Annotated in this window: 17 protein-coding genes; 9 read left to right on the top strand and 8 right to left on the bottom strand. The window is 39.8% G+C overall.

Going from position 1 to position 18,514, the window contains the following annotated elements; translation table 11 throughout:
* Positions 1-55: 55 nt before the first annotated feature.
* The 3 genes from ACZ5O6_RS05540 to ACZ5O6_RS05530 are packed head-to-tail and all read right to left on the bottom strand — an operon-like array spanning position 56 to position 3,036.
* The gene (locus ACZ5O6_RS05540) at positions 56-1,633 is read right to left on the bottom strand and encodes a sensor histidine kinase (protein ID WP_447090832.1); all 1,578 of its coding nucleotides are present in this window, start codon (positions 1,631-1,633) and stop codon (positions 56-58) included.
* 14 nt (positions 1,634-1,647) lie between these two features.
* Entirely contained in the window at positions 1,648-2,370 is a 723-nt protein-coding gene (locus tag ACZ5O6_RS05535; RefSeq protein WP_447090831.1) for a substrate-binding periplasmic protein, read from the bottom strand.
* 15 nt (positions 2,371-2,385) lie between these two features.
* Positions 2,386-3,036, bottom strand: coding sequence for a substrate-binding periplasmic protein (locus ACZ5O6_RS05530; protein WP_447090830.1), 651 nt, complete (start codon positions 3,034-3,036; stop codon positions 2,386-2,388).
* Positions 3,037-3,283: 247 nt separating this feature from the next.
* On the opposite strand from ACZ5O6_RS05530, the gene ACZ5O6_RS05525 reads away from it, so the two are divergent.
* Positions 3,284-4,063 carry an AfsA-related hotdog domain-containing protein gene (locus ACZ5O6_RS05525; protein WP_447090829.1) on the top strand — a complete coding sequence of 260 codons (780 nt, stop codon included), beginning with the start codon at positions 3,284-3,286 and terminating at the stop codon, positions 4,061-4,063.
* Complete coding sequence (locus ACZ5O6_RS05520; RefSeq protein ID WP_447090828.1) at positions 4,056-4,739, top strand: HAD family hydrolase; 684 nt, start codon at positions 4,056-4,058, stop codon at positions 4,737-4,739. Before ACZ5O6_RS05525 ends, ACZ5O6_RS05520 begins: the two co-directional genes overlap by 8 nt.
* A gap of 55 nt (positions 4,740-4,794) precedes the next feature.
* Here ACZ5O6_RS05520 and ACZ5O6_RS05515 read toward each other — a convergent pair whose 3' ends face one another.
* A complete protein-coding gene (locus tag ACZ5O6_RS05515; protein WP_464283548.1) occupies positions 4,795-6,882 on the bottom strand; it encodes a putative bifunctional diguanylate cyclase/phosphodiesterase in 2,088 nt (695 codons plus the stop codon).
* 290 nt (positions 6,883-7,172) lie between these two features.
* Here ACZ5O6_RS05515 and ACZ5O6_RS05510 point away from each other — a divergent pair, with 290 nt between their 5' ends.
* The 3 genes from ACZ5O6_RS05510 (at position 7,173) to ACZ5O6_RS05500 (ending at position 11,873) form a co-directional block, all read left to right on the top strand.
* A complete protein-coding gene (locus ACZ5O6_RS05510; RefSeq protein WP_447090826.1) occupies positions 7,173-7,988 on the top strand; it encodes a cytochrome C assembly family protein in 816 nt (271 codons plus the stop codon).
* A gap of 84 nt (positions 7,989-8,072) precedes the next feature.
* Positions 8,073-10,514: a DUF1631 family protein gene (locus ACZ5O6_RS05505; RefSeq protein ID WP_447090825.1), complete on the top strand. Its 2,442-nt coding sequence runs from the start codon at positions 8,073-8,075 to the stop codon at positions 10,512-10,514.
* Positions 10,515-10,580: 66 nt separating this feature from the next.
* Entirely contained in the window at positions 10,581-11,873 is a 1,293-nt protein-coding gene (locus ACZ5O6_RS05500) for an HlyC/CorC family transporter (protein ID WP_447090824.1), read from the top strand.
* 52 nt (positions 11,874-11,925) lie between these two features.
* On the opposite strand, the gene ACZ5O6_RS05495 is transcribed toward ACZ5O6_RS05500, so the two are convergent.
* Together ACZ5O6_RS05495 and ACZ5O6_RS05490 are read right to left on the bottom strand one after the other, a co-directional pair.
* A complete protein-coding gene (locus ACZ5O6_RS05495; protein WP_447090823.1) occupies positions 11,926-12,186 on the bottom strand; it encodes a DUF1289 domain-containing protein in 261 nt (86 codons plus the stop codon).
* 86 nt (positions 12,187-12,272) lie between these two features.
* Complete coding sequence (locus ACZ5O6_RS05490) at positions 12,273-12,920, bottom strand: NUDIX hydrolase (RefSeq protein ID WP_447090822.1); 648 nt, start codon at positions 12,918-12,920, stop codon at positions 12,273-12,275.
* Between the two features lie 374 nt (positions 12,921-13,294).
* Between ACZ5O6_RS05490 and ACZ5O6_RS05485 the strand changes: the two genes are divergently transcribed.
* Entirely contained in the window at positions 13,295-13,648 is a 354-nt protein-coding gene (locus tag ACZ5O6_RS05485) for a DUF3135 domain-containing protein (protein WP_447090821.1), read from the top strand.
* A 47-nt stretch (positions 13,649-13,695) separates the two neighbouring features.
* Positions 13,696-14,244, top strand: a complete 549-nt coding sequence (locus tag ACZ5O6_RS05480) for an NUDIX hydrolase (protein WP_447090820.1) — start codon at positions 13,696-13,698, stop codon at positions 14,242-14,244.
* Between the two features lie 72 nt (positions 14,245-14,316).
* Here ACZ5O6_RS05480 and ACZ5O6_RS05475 read toward each other — a convergent pair whose 3' ends face one another.
* On the bottom strand, positions 14,317-14,652 hold the full coding sequence (locus ACZ5O6_RS05475) for a YqfO family protein (RefSeq protein ID WP_447090819.1): 336 nt from the start codon (positions 14,650-14,652) through the stop codon (positions 14,317-14,319).
* 15 nt (positions 14,653-14,667) lie between these two features.
* On the bottom strand, positions 14,668-15,798 hold the full coding sequence (locus ACZ5O6_RS05470; protein WP_447090818.1) for a phosphoserine transaminase: 1,131 nt from the start codon (positions 15,796-15,798) through the stop codon (positions 14,668-14,670).
* Between the two features lie 144 nt (positions 15,799-15,942).
* Here ACZ5O6_RS05470 and ACZ5O6_RS05465 point away from each other — a divergent pair, with 144 nt between their 5' ends.
* Both ACZ5O6_RS05465 and ACZ5O6_RS05460 read left to right on the top strand, forming a co-directional pair.
* A complete protein-coding gene (locus ACZ5O6_RS05465) occupies positions 15,943-16,881 on the top strand; it encodes a pseudouridine synthase family protein (protein ID WP_447090817.1) in 939 nt (312 codons plus the stop codon).
* Positions 16,882-16,953: 72 nt separating this feature from the next.
* Complete coding sequence (locus ACZ5O6_RS05460) at positions 16,954-18,297, top strand: OmpA family protein (protein ID WP_447090816.1); 1,344 nt, start codon at positions 16,954-16,956, stop codon at positions 18,295-18,297.
* Positions 18,298-18,514 lie beyond the last annotated feature (217 nt).

The following is an 18,514-nucleotide window of genomic DNA, read 5'->3' as shown; positions in this document are numbered from 1 at the left end:
ATATTCAACTACTTTTTTCATTAAAAGTATTACTACTAAAACTTGATCACTCTATTTATTTTGATATTATTAAACCGCTAACATCTTTTTCAGAAACAGCTACTTTAGATGGTGCTAAGGTAAAATAAAATTTAGCGCCTTTATTCACTTCAGATTCTGCCCACACTTGCCCGCCGTGTCTGGCGACTACTCGCTTAACGGTTGCTAAACCAATACCCACACCCTGAAAATCACTCACCTTATGGAGACGAGTAAAAGGTGAAAATAGGTGCTTGGCAAATTCCATATTAAAACCTACGCCATTATCTTCTATCACGTAAGTATATTCGCCATGCTTTTTTCGACGAAAAAATGCGATGGAAGCCTTCTCTATTTTTGCAGAATATTTCCACGCGTTATCAAATAAGTTAGTTAACAACAATTCGGTTAAACGCGCATCGCAGGGGATAACAATATTTTTTTGGATAGATAAATCGACCTTCCGTGAACTGTCTTTCTCTTGCAAGCGCTCAACAATACGATTAGCTAACTCAGAGACATTAACTTGCTCAATATTCAACTCTGCACTCGTTGATTTAGACAACACGAGAAAGCTGTCTATCATCGCATTCATTTCAGAAGTACATGCCTCCATGCGAGCCAGATAGTGCGCTCCTCGCGAATCTACATGCCGCGCAAACTCTTGAGAAAAATTGTAACGAAAGCCTTCAATACGCCGCAATGGCGCTCGCAAATCATGCGATACCGAATAACAAAATGCATTGAGTTCTTTATTAGCAGCCTCTAGTTCAGCCGTGCGTATTAACACTCGGTTTTCTAGCTCCTCATTGAGTTGCTTTACTTCTAGCTGAGCCTGGTTTCTTGCAACAATATCCTTCTTAAGTTGAGCGTTAACCGTTCTAAGGTCCTCATAAGAGCGCCGCAAATCAACCATCATGGAATTATATGCGCCTACCAAATGATCCAACTCATCATCCTTACCCCCCCTTTTCTTACGAACCAGAGACAACTCTAAAAAAGAATCACGCTTATCATAATCACGTAAAAACCGCTCAATACTAATAATATGGCGAGTCACCAAACGATAAAAAACATATAGAATAAAAAATGATACAAAAAAGGTTTTAATACCCTGCACCATCACAATCGTCAGCGCTTTATTAATTAACCGTTGATATACCGCAGATAATGAAGCTTCAACATGGAGATTACCTATGTGGATTTTTTGATCGCCATCAAATCTTAATAATGGGTATTGTTTTTTCAGACTAGATGAACTGGCACTCCCCTTCTGTAAAATAATGGAATTTTGACCACCACCTAACTCTTCAACAGTGACACTTTGAATATCAGGTAAGCGTTTAATCCCCTCCATTTGAATCGTCAATTGCTCTATATCCACATTCCACAAACTCGCCTGAATACTACGTCGATAAGATGTTTCTATTTCAGATAAGCGGGTGTCTAAAGTTTCAATTTCAACTTTATAATCAATAAGTAACTGGATGACAGTTAAAGTTAATGTGATGATTGCGCTAAAAAATACAATCCATACTAAGAGTGTTTTAGCTATTGATTGGCTACGGTAGCGTTTGATAAGAAAACCTATCAAATTTTGGTTATTTTTTTTCACCTAAAAACCTAAAGTTAGTACCAAGAGTGCTTTTTGACTATTTTCTCTAAAACACCCTCACTTCTCATATTTCTTATTACGTGATTTAGCGATTCAAAATATTCCAATTCCTTCAATTTTTTAGAACATTGCAAATATATAGGTTCATTAGATATAACAAACGGTTTTTCCAAGTCATCTTGCATCCCATTTTTTTTAATCAGATAATTGATTGTCGGAATAGCACCAACAATAGCATCTACTCGCTTGTACTTTAATTTTTTCAAACCAACATTATAAGTAGAGTCAACTTGACGTATAAAATCATCTGGGGCCAAAAAACCTTCTCTACTAGAAAGGATTTCCATAATAGAGGCCTTAATGTTTTTAAAATCTTCTTTTGTTTTAATCAAGACACCTTTTCTAGCTATAACTCCCATATTCAAATCAAAGACTTTTTCTCCTAAAAAAGTTATATCTTTTCTTTTTTCACTAGAAATTATCATCGTACAGTCTTGCCTGCCTGACTCTAACTCACGATTTATTCTTGAAAACGCATAAGACGACAGAGATACCGTTATATCGTAGCCCGTCCTCTTTTCAATTTCTTTCATCACATCTGAAAAAATTCCCGAAAGCTCGCCACTTTCTTCATCATAATATGCCCAAGGAGCAATATCTAACGTAATAAAATTAATGTTTTTGGAAAATAGTGAATGTGAAAAAAAAACAATAAAAAAAGCAACTAAAACCCTCATCAAAAAAACCTACAATTAAGTATTATCCAATAAAATTCTATGTAAAGTTGAATCATCTCTAATAGACTTTATTGCATCATTTAAATCTTTCATATCTTTTATCATCTCAGAATTTTTTGAGCATTGAAGGTAAATCGGTTCGACATTTAACTCTAAGGGATTACCCAACATATCGGCCATACCATTATTTTTTGCAAGATACTGAACTGTGGGTATTGCACCAGCAATAGCATCAACTCTACCGTGCTGCAATTTCCTCAAGCTTATGAGATAGTCCGTATCAAACTCTTTTTTCAACTCTTGATCAGCGTCAAATTTTGGTGAAATAGAGGATCCGCGAAGTAATGTTATCCTTAAATCAGAAATATCGGAATATGACCTTAGAGTAACACCTTTTTTTGCTAAAACCCCGACGGGATGATCGAATAAAAACTCCCCTTTTTCTGTTATTTCTTGTCTTTTAACATCCGAAACTAAAATCGTACAATCCTGACGCCCACTTTCTAATTCCTTATTTATTCTTGCGTATGGGCTCAAGGTAATCTTGATTGTGCGATTAGTCCTTTTTTCTAACTCTTTCACTATATGAGGAAAAATACCTAAATACTCACCAGTCACATCTTGTCTGTATGCCCATGGAGCAATCTCTATAGTAATAACTTTCAAATCGCTCGCCACACTGACTTTAGACGTAGTCAGCCATATCAGTAGGCCTATCGAAACATAACTCATTACTCTCTTCACGATACTAACCTCTTAAAAACATCAACACCTAAATTGGCACATTTTTCATCATAAATATAGCTTGTAAAAGTCGAATATGAAAAGCCTTTAAGAATTTGCAACTATACCTGAGCCAAACATCGACTTATCTATTTTTGGCAAAAATCCAATAATTTACTGAGGAATACCCATGTTATATAAAAATCTTCTTGTTGTATCTGATAAATTCAAAAACTTTGCATTTAATAAGGATGTCATAACACTGTCTGATCTCTATGATTTAATTAACGCTGAAAATTTAATTTATAACAAGCGCCAAAAAACCACGTTAATTCTCGGGCAAGGCATTAATAGTGAAAACATTGAATTATTGTTAACCTCAATAAAGCAATCAAAAAATCATCAATACTTCGACATTAACCTACTACAAACAAATCACAAGAAAGCTTCAAAAAAATTAACACATAAACATAGCGCCGAAAACATCTTAATATCTGAACCAAGTAGAAATTCCGAATTAACATTTACATCACACCTATTGATCGACGAACAATGCGACATGATGTCTGACCATCAAACAGGGCTACATGTTCAAGGAATGCTTCTCGTTGAAGCAGCTAGACAACTCTATCTTGCAATTATGGAAAAGTTCATTCTTCCTAGTTACGAGAAATCACTTTACTTTGTTTTTAATGACCTTAAGGTAAATTACAATCGATTTAACTTTCCTCTTCCATCTGAAATAAAAGCAGAAATTATAAATTCTGGAGAATCTAAAGGTAAAAATAAAAACTATAAAATGAATGTAAATATCGTTCAATGCGAGACAGTTTGTGTCTCCATGTTACTTGAAGGAACTATGATGTCTAGTAAGTTGGTTTCTAATATGGAAACCAAACTCTCCAACCTCTCAGTTGAGTCCTATTTGAGTCAATTTCAACTGCCAGAAGAAGGAGTTGAACATGCATAAGATGTCAGCAAAAAAAGAACACCTTTTTGCATTTTTTGATGTAGATGACACCATCATTTCTACAAAAAGCATGATGGGCTTTATAGCACTTTACTTTACTGATATAAATAATGAAAACCTTAAAAATAAATTCTATACTGAGGTAAAAGAGTTGACAAATCTAGGCGCATCTTGGGAGACGATGAACGAAGTCTACTACTCTTACTTTAAAAATTTTAGTACTGAATCCGTGAAAAAAATAGCTAACTTATGGTTTTTTAACAACATTGAACACCCGCTTGGCTTCTACCATAAAAATATAGTAAAAATTCTTAAAGAACACCAATCTAATGGTATCGAGTGCGTATTTGTCTCTGGTTCATTCCAAGAGTTACTTCAACCTATAGCGGATGATTTAGGTGTAAAGCACATTCTTTCCATTAACCTAGAGAGAAAGGAAGGTAAATATACTGGAAATATCATACCACCTCAAACTATAGGTACAGGAAAGGCTGATGCTATGCGTTTATTTATTGAAGATAAAGAGTGTCTTTTATCGGATTGCTATGCCTATGGTGACGATATTTCTGATGTACCTATGCTCTCTATTGTGGGAAATCCTGTAGCGGTTACCGGAGGGCGCCGCTTAGAAAGCTATGCAAAGGAACATGGGTGGGCCACCACAAACCCTAACTAATAGTTAACAACGAAACAGGGATGTTTCTCTACTCGCGCACTACTCTACTTATATTTCAATTATTTTTTAGTAACTTTTCCATCAACTCATCAAATGCAATTGGTCGGCTAAAATAATAGCCTTGTGTGAAATCACACTGGTGTTGTGCTAAGAATTCTTGTTGAATTTTTGTTTCTACGCCTTCTGCCACTACCTTCATATCAAGACTGTGCGCCATATTGATAATTGCTTCGGTCAATTTGGCATTATTTTTATTATTACCTATTTGACTAACAAAACTACGGTCGATTTTAAGTACGTCAAATGGATATTTTTGCAGGTAGGCTAGCGAAGAATAACCCGTACCAAAATCATCAATCGATAACTGAAACCCTGAGCGGCATAGGTCTTCTAAATTTTTTTGGGTTTCTCCCATATCGTGCATCACTACGCTTTCGGTAATTTCTAGTTTTATCATTTCAGGTAAAAGCTCATTACACTCTAACTGCTCTTTTAAATATCGAGAAAAACGGCTTTCTTGTAGCTGCTTTGAGGATATGTTGATGGCAAATTTCATTAAAGGATTAATAGTATTATGTATCGCTTTTAAGTCTTTGCAGGCTTGCTGAATCACCCATTCACCGATAGGATTAATTAGCCCTGTGTCTTCTGCTACGGGAATAAACACATCAGGCATGATGAAATGATCATCATGCGTTTTCCAGCGCAGTAATGCTTCACACAGCGCTACATGACCCGACTCTCTTTCGATAATAGGTTGATACAATAATTGAAGTTCATTGCGCTTTTCTACGCCACGCAAAGCGCTTTCTATAGCCATACGCTCGTTGAGCGCATCATTGATGGATTCACTAAAAAGCTGGCATCGGTTCTTCCCTTGCTTTTTGGCTTGGTACATTGCCGCTTCTGCACTTTTTAACAGTGTTAATGCATCGTCACTTTGCTCGGGGTAAGTCGCAATACCTATGCTGGCTGTCACATAATATGTGCGCTCATCCATAACAAAAGGGTTTGCAAACGCATCTATGACGGTATGAGCTAATCTATCCACAGCGGTTATACCGCCAACACGATTATTACTATCGGGGAGTAATATAAAAAACTCATCACCTCCTGTGCGCCCAAGACATTGCGTACCACTCGTTAAACCCGCCAAACGTGATGCTGCCTGCATAAGCAATTCATCACCAATATCATGCCCTTGCGTATCATTCACATTTTTAAAGTCGTCTAGGTCGATACACACTAAGGCGAGCGACTGACCATTGGCATGGCTATCAGCAATCGCATGATGGATATTCTCCATAATGAGAGTGCGATTAGGCAAGCCTGTTAGTTCGTCATAATGTGCCTGATTACGTAGTTGAGCTTCATAGGTACGCCTGACGGTTATATCTTCTTGTATTGACACATAACGAATGACGTTGCCGTTAGTATCTTTCAAGGAAGATACATTAATGTATTCCCAATACGCTCTGCCGTCTTTATGTACACTACATAATTCACCGCCCCACCGCGCATGCTCGCTAATATGCGACCAGAGCAATTCGGCATCGGTTGAATGTGAATCACCCGCCATTAAGGAAAAACCTAAATGCTGACCAACGGCTTCTTCTAATAAATAGCCCGATGTATATTCAAATATTGGGTTAACGTATTCAATGACCCCCATGGAATCGGTAATCACGACAGAAACAGGGCTTTGTTCAACCGCAAGCGACAATATGCTTATTTTTTGTTCTGCATGCCGCTGTGCAATTCGCGCATTAGCTTCTCTCAACTCTCGCTCAATTGCGGGGATTAATCTAGCTAAGGCGGACTTATTGAGAAAATCGTGGGCGCCCTGCTTCAGCAAAGAAACTACATCTTCAGCTTCTACAACACCAGAAATGATAATAAATGGAATATCTAAGCGATTTTTCTTATACAGCTGAAGAGATTTTTCAGCACTAAACTGCGGCATTTTGTAATCGCTAATAATGAGATCCCAATGCCCGTTATCTAGTGCTTGCTGCATCGCCTCCTCAGATTCAACCCTTTGGACGCTAACATCATAGCCTGCACGATACAATTCAGATAACGTAAGCTCCACATCATCTTGAGAGTCTTCAACAAAGAGTATATTAAGAAATTGCTGATACATTAAGGGGGTATCCAAGGTGGAAAAATGATGAATGTCGCTTGATTTGAAGCAATACTACCGGCATTAATTTCGTAAAACACATTATCACAAGCAATCAGTCACCCAATAAGCTAACGTGTTGCGCTGCAGTGCAGTGTAATCATACTAATGAATCATGCCTACGATTATAGACATAATTGAGCCCACAAGGCACATCTCAGCGACTGCCATCACCTTCCTCTTCTCTTTCTGAACACGCTGTGACACACTATCATTCTTATTTTTCAGATAATAATTGCTTGTTCATACTTATGCATTTTGTCACTTACCATACTATTGCACTGATCCTCTATATCGGTCTAGCGGCTTTCTTCTTTTATCGCTTACATCGCCAGCAAGTCACTAGCGGCCATTACTTTTTAGGGTTAACCGCTATTGCAACAACGCTACAAGCGATTGGCCTATACAGTGGAATCTTTCAAGCTGAAGGTGTCGACCTATCACTTTCTCACATGGCTTCGCTAGTCTCATTAAGTGTTAATGCCGTTGTATTAGCCAGTAGTTGGCGCAAGCCGCTACACAGCTTATTTATTTTTCTTTTACCGCTATCTATTGTTGTTATTGCCAGCATTCTATTTATTGAGTCAATGAGTGCTAGCGCGCAGAACAGCACCAGTTACTTACAATTATCTGTAGGTATGGGTTTGCATGTTCTATTATCGATCGCTGCTTATAGCTTATTATTTGCCGCGGTATTACAGGCATTACTCGTTAGCTGGCAAGATCATCATTTAAAAAACCGACAACTATCTGGGATAGCACAATATCTTCCCCCTCTACAAACCATGGAGTCTCTGCTCTTCAAGTTCGTATGGGTAGGTGTGGTATTACTTACTATAGCCCTAATATCCGGCATTTATTATATTGATAATATATTTGAACAGCACCTTGCACATAAAACGCTATTGTCGCTTATTGCGTGGGCCGTATTTGCATTGCTGCTCTACGGTAGAGTGACCCGCGGATGGAGAGGTAACTACGCGGTACGCTGGGTTTTAGGAGGCTTTTGTGTGCTTATGCTAGCTTACTTCGGCAGCAAACTGGTACTTGAGGTGATTTTGGTATAGATTCACTCGCATAATTTAAATTGAACTAGCTATATTGCACTAATCAATTTTACAATAAATTCATATTATCCATACGGACAACCAATGGCTGACACCAAATATTATCACGAAATTATTGATCAGTCTCATCTTGCTCTAACACCTAACATTAGGATGTTTGCAGAAGAGCTTATTCGCAATGTAGGCGTCGCATTAGAGCACTATGCAGAACATACTACCACTCATAAGCAACATGCTATTGCGCTAGATTGTTTAAATATTTTTACGAAAAGTAAAGACAATATAAGTAATGATTTATCAGAACAGCTTAGCATTGGTTTCTATAAATTTAAAACTAATGAATTAGACACACAAGTTAGGGAGAATGAATTTCATAAAGAGGCTTGGTCTTTAGTCGATGATGATGTGTTAGAAGAAAATATATCCATTCGCTCCTTTTCTTCTGGAGCTAATCAAGCTCACAAAGAAAAAATATGGCAGTTAGAACAACGTTTAACCTTTATGAATAAAGGGCTTCCTATTAATGAGAATAATAATCCACTATCACCCCTACAGTTTTTTTCTGGATTGCGCTTTAGCTTAAAAAAATTGCCTATCGACATAGCAGGAAAAAATGTTTGTTACAAAGTGCTGTCAGAATTGCTTAACAAACAATATCCTCAATTACTGAACCTTATTAACAGCATCTTAATCGAGGAAGATATACTACCTAGACTCAATTATGCCACTCAACATAGCCCTATTGTCAGTAAAGATGCTCCACTGAGCAATAAAGAAAACAAAGAAAACAACCTAGAAAAAACCTACCCAATAGGTTCAAAAAAACCAGCAACTCCAAATAACGAACAAACAAATTCGGCAATAGCAAACAACCAATCTACTGATAATAACAATGAAATTGAGCTCGACGAAAAAAACCAACAAGAAACACTCGACAATCAAGAGGGCTCTTCGCAAATCCCCCTAGTCAATGCTATACGTAATTTATTACAGCGGGCTAGAAATATTGGAGGTAGTGATTTACCTATCCCTATCGTTAATAATATGGGAAGCGGGCAACATACCGAAGAAAGTAACGGTTTAACACAATCTGCCCACAACACATCGACTACTGCCAATAACGAGCCTTCTTTAGAAGCTGATATTGTTGATATTAAAGATACGAATCTATCTGCAAATGTAGAATCAACGCCTATTGTATTAGATACATCACATATTATTGATGCGGTTGAATCCGTTCAACAATCGGCAGCAACAGCTCACTTTTTTAGTAATAACGATACTCAACAAGTACTAACAACTCCCACAAATATTGCCGCTAATAGCACTCAGGTATACCAGCAACTTGCGAAAGAATCACCCGACGGTTCAATTAATGCAAAAAACATGTATACCATTGACATGGTCGGCATGCTTTTTGAGTACATTCTGGCTGATGAAAACCTACCTGATTCGATTAAAACACTACTCAGCCACTTACATACTCCGTTTTTGAAACTTGCGTTTATTGATGAAAGCTTTTTTGAAAATAAAGAGCACAAATCACGCATGCTGCTAGACAGTTTAGCCGATGCAGGAGCGAATTTCGTTGGTCACGACGGTACATCTCAATACAATATGTATAACGAAATAAAAGCCGTTGTACAGCGCATAATTAAAGATTTTAAAAATGATATCAATCTTTTTGCAGAAACACTTATTGAGTTCACTCTGCTTAAAAAACGTGTCACTCACATGCATAATTTACGCGAACGCAATAGCATTGAAAAAAAACGCGGACAAGAAAAACATGAGCAGGCCAAGCTCACCGCTCGAAAAGAAATTAAAAGCCGCATAGAAGGCAGGAGAGTACCTTCATCTATTATTAATCTACTATCACCATGGTTTGTCTATCTAACGTTTTTACAGCTCAAAGATGAAAATGACTCAAAACAATGGACAGAGGCCTTAGGGGTTATTGATAACCTTATTACATACTGCTCTATTAAAAGAGTGAAAGATAATGGACGCGAAATTGAAAAAGGTTTTGATACTATCATTAAGCAAGTTGAAGCTGGACTAACGGATATTGCTTACAACCCAGCAAAAATGGCTACTGCTTTAAGCGACCTTGAACAATTAAAATCGAATGTTATGAATCGACAAACGATTAAAACAACCGTAACTAAACAAGATCCTAAGAAAGACGTTAATATTACTTCCGAAATTACGGGCACTCCCACCCCAGAAGAAGAACGGGTGATGAACTACATTAAACTCATCGATCCTGGTACGTGGATTGAATATGATAAAAATACACGTATGAAGGTAAATGGTTTTAGTGCGGAAACACGTAAATATATCTTGGTGAATCAAAGTAACCAAGAAGTAACCATGTTATCTCGCTTAGAGTTAGCCAGAGATATTTTGTCGGAAAAAGCGACAATACTCGATGGCACCGCTAAACCACTATTCGAACGTGCGCTGGAACGCATTAAACATAACCTAGACAAACAAATGCAATTAAACGAAAGCATGGGTGAATAGCACTTGCCAAACAACATAAAGTCTTTAAGATAAGCGCATTGGTTATATATAGAGGCTAATCACTCCTTGAACGACATCTCCTTGGGTCTGCTATTCACATTTCTAGGCATACTCATCTTACTTTCTGGTTTCTTCTCTAGCTCCGAAACATCTATGATGTCGCTCAATCGATATCGTCTTCGGCATTTAGAAAAAAAGAAACATAAAGGCGCCATACGTGCAGCCTCTCTACTGAGACGCCCTGATCGTTTGATCGGGATGATCTTGATTGGTAACAATCTTGTCAATAACTTTGCCGCCGCGCTAACCACGCTGATTGCCCTGCGCATGTACGGCGAAGAAGCGGTATGGACAGGCAGCATATTACTAACACTAGCGGTTTTGATATTTGCAGAAGTAACGCCCAAAACGATTGCTGCATTACACCCTGAGAAGGTTGCCTTCCCTTTTACACTGATCCTTAAACCTTTGTTGGTCTTGCTCTATCCCGCGGTATGGCTGGTTAATCACATGTCCAATGCGCTAGCAAAAGTATTTGGCATTAATACCACCTCCTCCCCTATCACCCAGCACTTGCACCCTGATGAATTAAGAACAGTACTACATGAAGCTGGCGACCTTATCCCAGACCAACATCAAAGTATGTTGCTCAATATTTTAGATTTAGAAACAGCTTCTGTCGAAGATATTATGATCCCCAGAAATGAGATCATAGGTATTAATCTAGAAGACAGCCCCACAAAATTACTAAAACAACTAAAAAATCTCGACTACACCCGCATTCCTGTTTACGAAGGTGATATCAATAACGTAGTAGGTATCTTTCACCTGCGTTATACAACACGCTTTGTGTTAGACGGGGCCCACGACATAGAAAGTAACATTAGACGTTTAATGCATAAGCCTTACTTTGTTCCTGAGAGCACCCCACTGCATACTCAACTACTCAATTTTCAGAAGGAAAAACACAGCCTGGCGCTTATTGTCGATGAATATGGTGATTTGCAAGGCCTAGTCACCATTGAAGACTTACTGGAAGAAATTGTAGGCGACTTCACCACGAACGTAGCAGAAATCGAGCAGCCTGATATTCAAGCATTGGATAGCGGCTGGCATGTTATTGAAGGCAGCGCTTCTATCAGGGAAATTAATAAGTCCCTTAATTGGAACTTACCCACCAATGGACCTAAAACGCTGAATGGGTTAATGATGGAGTATTTAGAAACTATTCCTAAAGGACATATTAGCTTTATGCTGTCAGGTTACCGGTTTGAAACAAAGAGTATTTCTCACACCATGATTGAGAATGCTAGGGTCAAGCGTATCGCCCAATTGTCTGCAGAAAACAACGAAGAATAACTGGCTTAGCGTCCGTTGCCACCGACCAAATATAGTAACACCTTGCTGATCATTACAAAAAAGGGTTAACCTTTTTTTCACGCTCATGTGCCAAATCAAGCACATCTCTACGTTGTGTGTTGGTATATCCACCCCATAACCTAATTTCATCACCGGTACGAAAACAACCGGTGCACATGCCTTCACTATCCAAAGCACAAACAGAGATACAAGGGGATTTAACCGGCTGTTCTTGCGGCGACTCTTGAATTTGCGCTTTCAGCTTAGTATTTGAAGATTTGGATAAATCACTACTCACAACATTACGACTCATAGCTCTACTACACCCTAGTTATATCGACTTATAATATGCTCCATTATAAATCAGCCAAGCAGCGCTGTCTTAAAGCGCCCAAGCTTTTACCATATTTTTTCAGGTGCGCCATGCTCCCTACTAAAGCGTATATCAAAGCTACGTCGCAGTAGCTGCACAATAACTGCAGCAGTAAAGCCCCAAATTTCAAAACCTCGGTATTGAAAGGCTGGAACCCAGCGAACCGTCTTATCAGTTTGATGCGGAAAAATATCCGTTCTCAGACGCTTATCTTGCTTAAAAAAATCCAGCGGCACAGTAAACACCTCGGCTATTTCTTCTGGACTTGCTACAACACTATCTATGTTATCTAAAATGCCCACCACGGGTCTTACATTCGTCAAACGTCGCGTTGGCATAGTATCAAGCGCTCCAATAACATGAATATCGGCAGAAGGAATGGCTATTTCTTCCTCGCACTCACGCAAAGCCGTATCAACAAGATGACGGTCTCCCACTTCCCACATACCACCCGGAAAAGCCACTTCACCGGCGTGATGGCGCATATTTGCTGCACGGAGAGTCAATAGCAGGTGATAATCATCGGCTTTTTTCAGTAAAGGCACTAAAACCGATGCTTGTTCACGCATAGAGCTAACAGCACCGAATGGCTTGCTCGAGTGATGTTGAATATCTTCTAAGTCCTCAACAGCTATCAAGGTAGAGCGTAATTGTTTTTCTATATCATTATTCAAAAATGATCTCCATTGATAAGCCATCGCTTATTTTAGTTATAAACGATTTTACGTTCCAAATACCTGATTTAGTATTCATTCGGCGATATTTTCACTGAAAACACCCTTTTTGAGCAAAAAACAGCTAGTTAGTTTAAAAAACAAACAGTCATTAATAACTATTTGTTCTAGAAAATCGACTCTACATAGCAAAGTTTTTTTTGTAGTATAGCGTTGTTGTAAAAAAACAAAGACCATAAAGCACATCATTTATTAAGCGTAGGAATACCTACCAGTAAGCATGACAAGATGTGCATGACCATAAGTAGCGTTAGCTATCGTTGTTGTTGAGGTGGGGACCTCAAACAATAGTGGGCGCAAGGAGAAGTAGGCATATGTCAGATTTACCTCATTTTGATGAACTTGTTACACTTGCAAAACAAGATCCAGAAGCACTCGAGAATATACGACAGCAACACGTCGAAAAGCTCATTAATAATGCACCTGAAGAGTTTCAGCAACGCCTGCGTGGCCTGCAATTTCAGATTGACTCACACCGCCAATTACATGCCAGTTCGCCCATGGGGTCGTGCATGAAAATCAGCCAAATGATGCATGAATCTTTTGCTGAACTGAGAGGCTGGTTAAACCAAATGTCTGGCTTTAACGATCCGCTCCGCAGCCTAAACGAAGATGCCGCACCACAACAACATAAAATGGCGGATGTACTCGCATTTCCTTCTCGCTAACACCTTAAATACCTATACTATGCACTCACTTACAATGAGTATATAGTATGAATTTCTGTAGTACCTGTGGCGAACGTGTCACTTTATCTATTCCTTCAGGTGACAATCGCGAACGCTTTGTTTGTCAAAGCCCCGCTTGTGCAACCATTCATTACCAAAACCCTCGTATCATTACTGGTTGCCTACCTATCTATGGCGATAGCGTACTGTTGTGCAAGCGCGCCATTGAACCGCGCTATGGATTATGGACGATTCCCGCAGGCTTTATGGAAAATGGGGAAACCACCGAGCAAGGTGCATTACGAGAATCTTGGGAGGAAGCCTACGCAAATTTAACGATAGATCACTTATATGGGCTTTATGATCTGCCACATATCAACCAAGTCTATTTTATCTACAAAGCAGAATTACAAGATACACTATTTAAATCATCGTCTGAGTCGCTAGAGGTAGCACTATTTAAGGAGTCGGAAATTCCTTGGGATAATTTAGCTTTTAAAGTCGTTGAAAAAACACTTCGACGTTTCTTTGAGGATAAAAAACAAAGTGACTTTCCCCTGCACAAAGAAACGCTCTTTCCAGCAACGAAGAACTAAACAGAGAGTCTAAAGAGAGTACGTAAATAGAGGGTGACGGTATGTGTTAGGCGCACCCGCTTAACTCATACGCTATACACATAAGATCACATCATATGCTGGTTCTTCGTATGGATGACTCTCTTTTATCGCACATTTAACAGCGCTAACATACGGCGCGTCACATAACATTTCGACGCGGTACTCATCAACAAACTCAACACAATTTGCCGCCTTGCTTGCCTGACCAATAAATGGCTCGCTGCCCTCAAGCGGACGAAACTGGCCTTTACCCAGTACTTGCCAGCAGCACTGGTCATAATTACCCTGCCTACCAGCGCCAGCTGCAAACATTGCTGACTTAACGGTATCCGTATAATCAACAGGGATATAAACAACAAATTTATAAGAGGACGCTGGTTGGCTCATCAGATAGCTCGGTAATTAGCTCTTAACAACACGGGTATAAGCCCAAGATAACCATGGCATAAGGTCACGTAAATCTTGTTCTTCAACCGTTGCCCCACACCATATACGCAAACCCGATGGCGCGTCGCGATATGAGCCTATGTCGTAAGCCACAGAGGCCTCATCAAGCAAAGCCACCATCGCCTTCACTTGCTCTTGAGTAGCGGCTAAGGTTAAGCATACACTGGTATTCGAACGTAACGCAGAGTCTTTTGCGAGGAAATCAATCCACTCATGATGATCGACAAATTCGTTAACAACCTGAAAATTAGCTTGAGACTTAGCAATGACTGCAGACAACCCTCCACACTCTCTTACCCACTTAAGAGCATCTAAATAATCCGCAACACAAAGCATCGATGGCGTATTGATGGTTTCACCGCGAAAAACACCTTCGAGCAACTTGCCTGCTTTAGTAAGACGAAAAATTTTGGGTAATGGCCAAGCCGGTGTGTAATTTTCTAAACGCTCGACCGCACGAGGGCTAAGAATTAGCATCCCATGCGCACCTTCACCACCTAAGACTTTCTGCCATGAATAGGTGATCACATCGAGCTTTTCCCATGGCATATCCATAGCAAAAATAGCCGATGTCGCATCGCAAATCGTCAACCCTTCACGGTCATCGGCAATCCAGTCACCGTTCGGCACTTTTACACCAGAGGTAGTACCATTCCATGTAAACACAACATCGTTGGCAAAATTTACGCTGGACAAATCAGGAAGCTCACCATATTCGGCTGACAAATGGCGGACATTATCTAGTTTAAGTTGCTGTTTAATATCGGTAAGCCAGCCTGCACCAAACGATTCCCACGCCAATACATCGACACCACGAGCACCGAGTAGCGACCACATCGCCATTTCCACAGCACCCGTATCTGATGCAGGGACAATACCTACGCGGTAACCTTCTGGTAAACCCAGTAATTCTGCTGTTTCACTACAGGCTTTGCCCAGTGCGACTTTACCAATAGTCGCACGGTGAGAGCGTCCCAGCGTAGACACATCCAATTGGTTTACATCATAATGTGGGCGCTTACTGCAAGGGCCAGAAGAAAAGTTGGGGTTATTCGGCTTCCTAAGCGGCGGGAATATTTCAGGCATAACAGCTAACTCTGAGTAAATAAAGTGAATCATAGGTGATGCATTTAACAGCACAAACGGGCATCAATAACAGGCCCCCATTATGACAGAAATTAATAAAGCCTACACCGCTGATCCATCTGATCTCCACAAGAGCAATATTTAATGACCACACCGCCGCTCATCATCGAAACCACCATAGCGCAAAACGATACCACCAGTATTGATTGCCTATCTGCTGCTTGTGAACTTTCAAAGAGTAAACTCAAAGAATGTATGAAAAAGGGAGCGGTATGGTTACAGCGTCATGGCACCAGTACATCGTCAATCCGCCCAATAAGGCGAGCTAAAACTCGCCTTGCTTGCGGCGACAAATTATTTTTATATTTTAATGCCGCCGTACTTGAACAAACGCCGCCGACGCCAAAGTTAATTGATGATCAGCAAGACTATAGCCTGTGGTATAAACCTAGTGGCATGTTTTCTCATGGTTCTAAATGGGGTGATCATTGCTCGATAACTCGCTGGATCGAACAACATCAACAACCTCAGCGCCACTGTTATTTAGTACATCGCCTAGATCGTGCCACGGCAGGTATTATGCTAATTGCTCACACTAAAAAAGTGGCAGCTCAACTATGTGAGCAATTTGAGAAACGACACACGCATAAACGTTATCGCGCACTGGTTGCTGGAAAATTTCCAGAGCAGTTAAAAGAACAAATTAAGAATAAAGTCACTAGCCATTGCATCACCTTGAACACATCTATTGAGGGTAAAATTGCACATACAGATGTCCAACTTATTGAATATAATTCACAACAAGATGTCAGCCTACTGGATATTACTCTGCACACGGGACGAAAACATCAAATCAGAAAACACCTCTCTCAGGCAGGCTGCCCCATTCTCGGAGATCGTCTATATAACCCACAGTTTGCAGATAACAGCACCTTAGACAAAGAATCCATAACAGCAACACCAGACCTGCAATTACAAGCCTATCACTTGGGTTTTAACTGCCCTATTTCTCATACTTATCAAGAAGTTACGTTACCTGAAGCGCAGTTGTTAAGCCCTCAAAACAATCTGTATAAAAAATAGCCTACACATGCAGCAAAATGAATAAGCTTTGCTAGACTTAAACTAAGTCAGTTAAGTATCAGGTGCTGTAAGATGAAAAATCGAACCTTATTATTAAAGCAAAAAGCCCCATGTACGGCCTCGCCAATGGCTTTAGAACGTGCTTGCCACAAACAAGCCGGCTCCGTCAGCGTTGCTCTTTCAATCATTATGGCTATAGGGCTATGTGTGGCCGGATACTTTTTATATGAGAAATCTGAGTCAGCCTCTGCTCTAACACAAGAGCTTAACGGTACAAAGCGCAAATTGCGCAATGTACAACGAGAGTTGCGCTCAACTGAATCGGATCTAGAGGATCAAAAATCAGAATTTTACAGTGTTGATAATCAACGCAGTCAACTAAAAAGCGAAGTCGATAATGTAAAGGCTCTACTCGACCAAAAAGAAACAGAAAAAGAAGCTATCTTACAAAGCCTCAACCAAGAATTAAGTGTGGCAAAGCAAAAACTGGATGTGTTACAAAGTGAACGCATAGCCTCAACAAAACGCTTAAATGGAGAAATGGAAACACTTAAAGAACAATTAGCCAATGCTGACAAAGAGAAATTAGCCGCACAGGATGACCTAAAGAAAGAAATCGACAGTATCAAAAAGCAGCTAACAGCCACAGAGCAAGATAAAACTCAATCAGAAGAAGCCTTAGCGACGATACGAGAAGAGCTAGAAGCAAAATTGCATGTAAAAGAAGTAGAGTACGAGAAGCAAATTGCACAACTTAATGAGTTCTCGGCCATTGCCACTCAAAAATATGAGTCGACCAAACAGCAACTTGATATAGAACTAGCGCGTATTGCCGAATTTAGTGCAACCATCGAAACACTGGAAGAGCGACTCAAGCGAGAACAAAACGCGCTCAGTGAATTAACAAAACAATTAGCCTCGCTGGATAAAACCAATGCTGAACTCAGTTCTGAAAAAAGCCGGTTAATTAAACAGTTCAAAGATGGCACCACCATTATTCGTCTAGAAGATACCATTTTATTTTCATCGGGCTCTGCATCTCTTAACGAAAGAGGCAAGCAAACGCTCGGGTTAGTCGCCAATACCTTGGCTGAATTTCCCAACCACCTAATTAGTATTGAGGGACATACCGATCACCGCCCGATTGTTTCTACACTGGCAAAAAAATATCCAACCAACTGGGAGCTGTCTGCAGCAAGAGCATCGTTTGCTATTCGCCACTTAATGGAGCGAGGCTTACCAGCCAAACAATTCCAAGCCGTAGGCTTTGCACATACACGCCCTATTGCATTAGATACGGACTATGATAGCCAACGAAAAAATCGACGCATAGAGATTTTATTACATCCACCGATAGAACGAATAACTATCACACCGGCTGAACTTATGATGAAGAATCAACTCTCTGCAAAATAGTCTCGTTATACAGTGCCAAGCTTGATTACTCATGAGCTTGGTTAAGGAACCTCTCATTTGCGCCCCTCGTCATACCGGATTTGATCCGGTATTTCTATAAGATAAACGTTTACCCAATTCCGGTTTTCACCGGCATAATTTACTCCAAGAGCCCTTCATGTAGCAATTACTTTGCTATTCAAATAGCGTATGATGCGTTTTTTGATGAACATAGTGA

The organism is Eionea flava (assembly GCF_055393785.1).
Note: the sequence above shows the minus strand (reverse complement) of the source record. Positions and strands in the feature narration are given on the sequence as shown.

Bases quoted from the DNA above. Each gene is read 5' to 3' on its own strand.
- ACZ5O6_RS05535 (WP_447090831.1), bottom strand. From the start codon at position 2,370: ATGAGGGTTTTAGTTGCTTTTTTTATTGTTTTTTTTTCACATTCACTA.
- ACZ5O6_RS05525 (WP_447090829.1), top strand. From the start codon at position 3,284: ATGTTATATAAAAATCTTCTTGTTGTATCTGATAAATTCAAAAACTTT.
- ACZ5O6_RS05520 (WP_447090828.1), top strand. From the start codon at position 4,056: ATGCATAAGATGTCAGCAAAAAAAGAACACCTTTTTGCATTTTTTGAT.
- ACZ5O6_RS05515 (WP_464283548.1), bottom strand. From the start codon at position 6,882: ATGTATCAGCAATTTCTTAATATACTCTTTGTTGAAGACTCTCAAGAT.
- ACZ5O6_RS05510 (WP_447090826.1), top strand. From the start codon at position 7,173: ATGCATTTTGTCACTTACCATACTATTGCACTGATCCTCTATATCGGT.
- ACZ5O6_RS05505 (WP_447090825.1), top strand. From the start codon at position 8,073: ATGGCTGACACCAAATATTATCACGAAATTATTGATCAGTCTCATCTT.
- ACZ5O6_RS05495 (WP_447090823.1), bottom strand. From the start codon at position 12,186: ATGAGTCGTAATGTTGTGAGTAGTGATTTATCCAAATCTTCAAATACT.
- ACZ5O6_RS05485 (WP_447090821.1), top strand. From the start codon at position 13,295: ATGTCAGATTTACCTCATTTTGATGAACTTGTTACACTTGCAAAACAA.
- ACZ5O6_RS05480 (WP_447090820.1), top strand. From the start codon at position 13,696: ATGAATTTCTGTAGTACCTGTGGCGAACGTGTCACTTTATCTATTCCT.
- ACZ5O6_RS05475 (WP_447090819.1), bottom strand. From the start codon at position 14,652: ATGAGCCAACCAGCGTCCTCTTATAAATTTGTTGTTTATATCCCTGTT.
- ACZ5O6_RS05470 (WP_447090818.1), bottom strand. From the start codon at position 15,798: ATGCCTGAAATATTCCCGCCGCTTAGGAAGCCGAATAACCCCAACTTT.
- ACZ5O6_RS05465 (WP_447090817.1), top strand. From the start codon at position 15,943: ATGACCACACCGCCGCTCATCATCGAAACCACCATAGCGCAAAACGAT.
- ACZ5O6_RS05460 (WP_447090816.1), top strand. From the start codon at position 16,954: ATGAAAAATCGAACCTTATTATTAAAGCAAAAAGCCCCATGTACGGCC.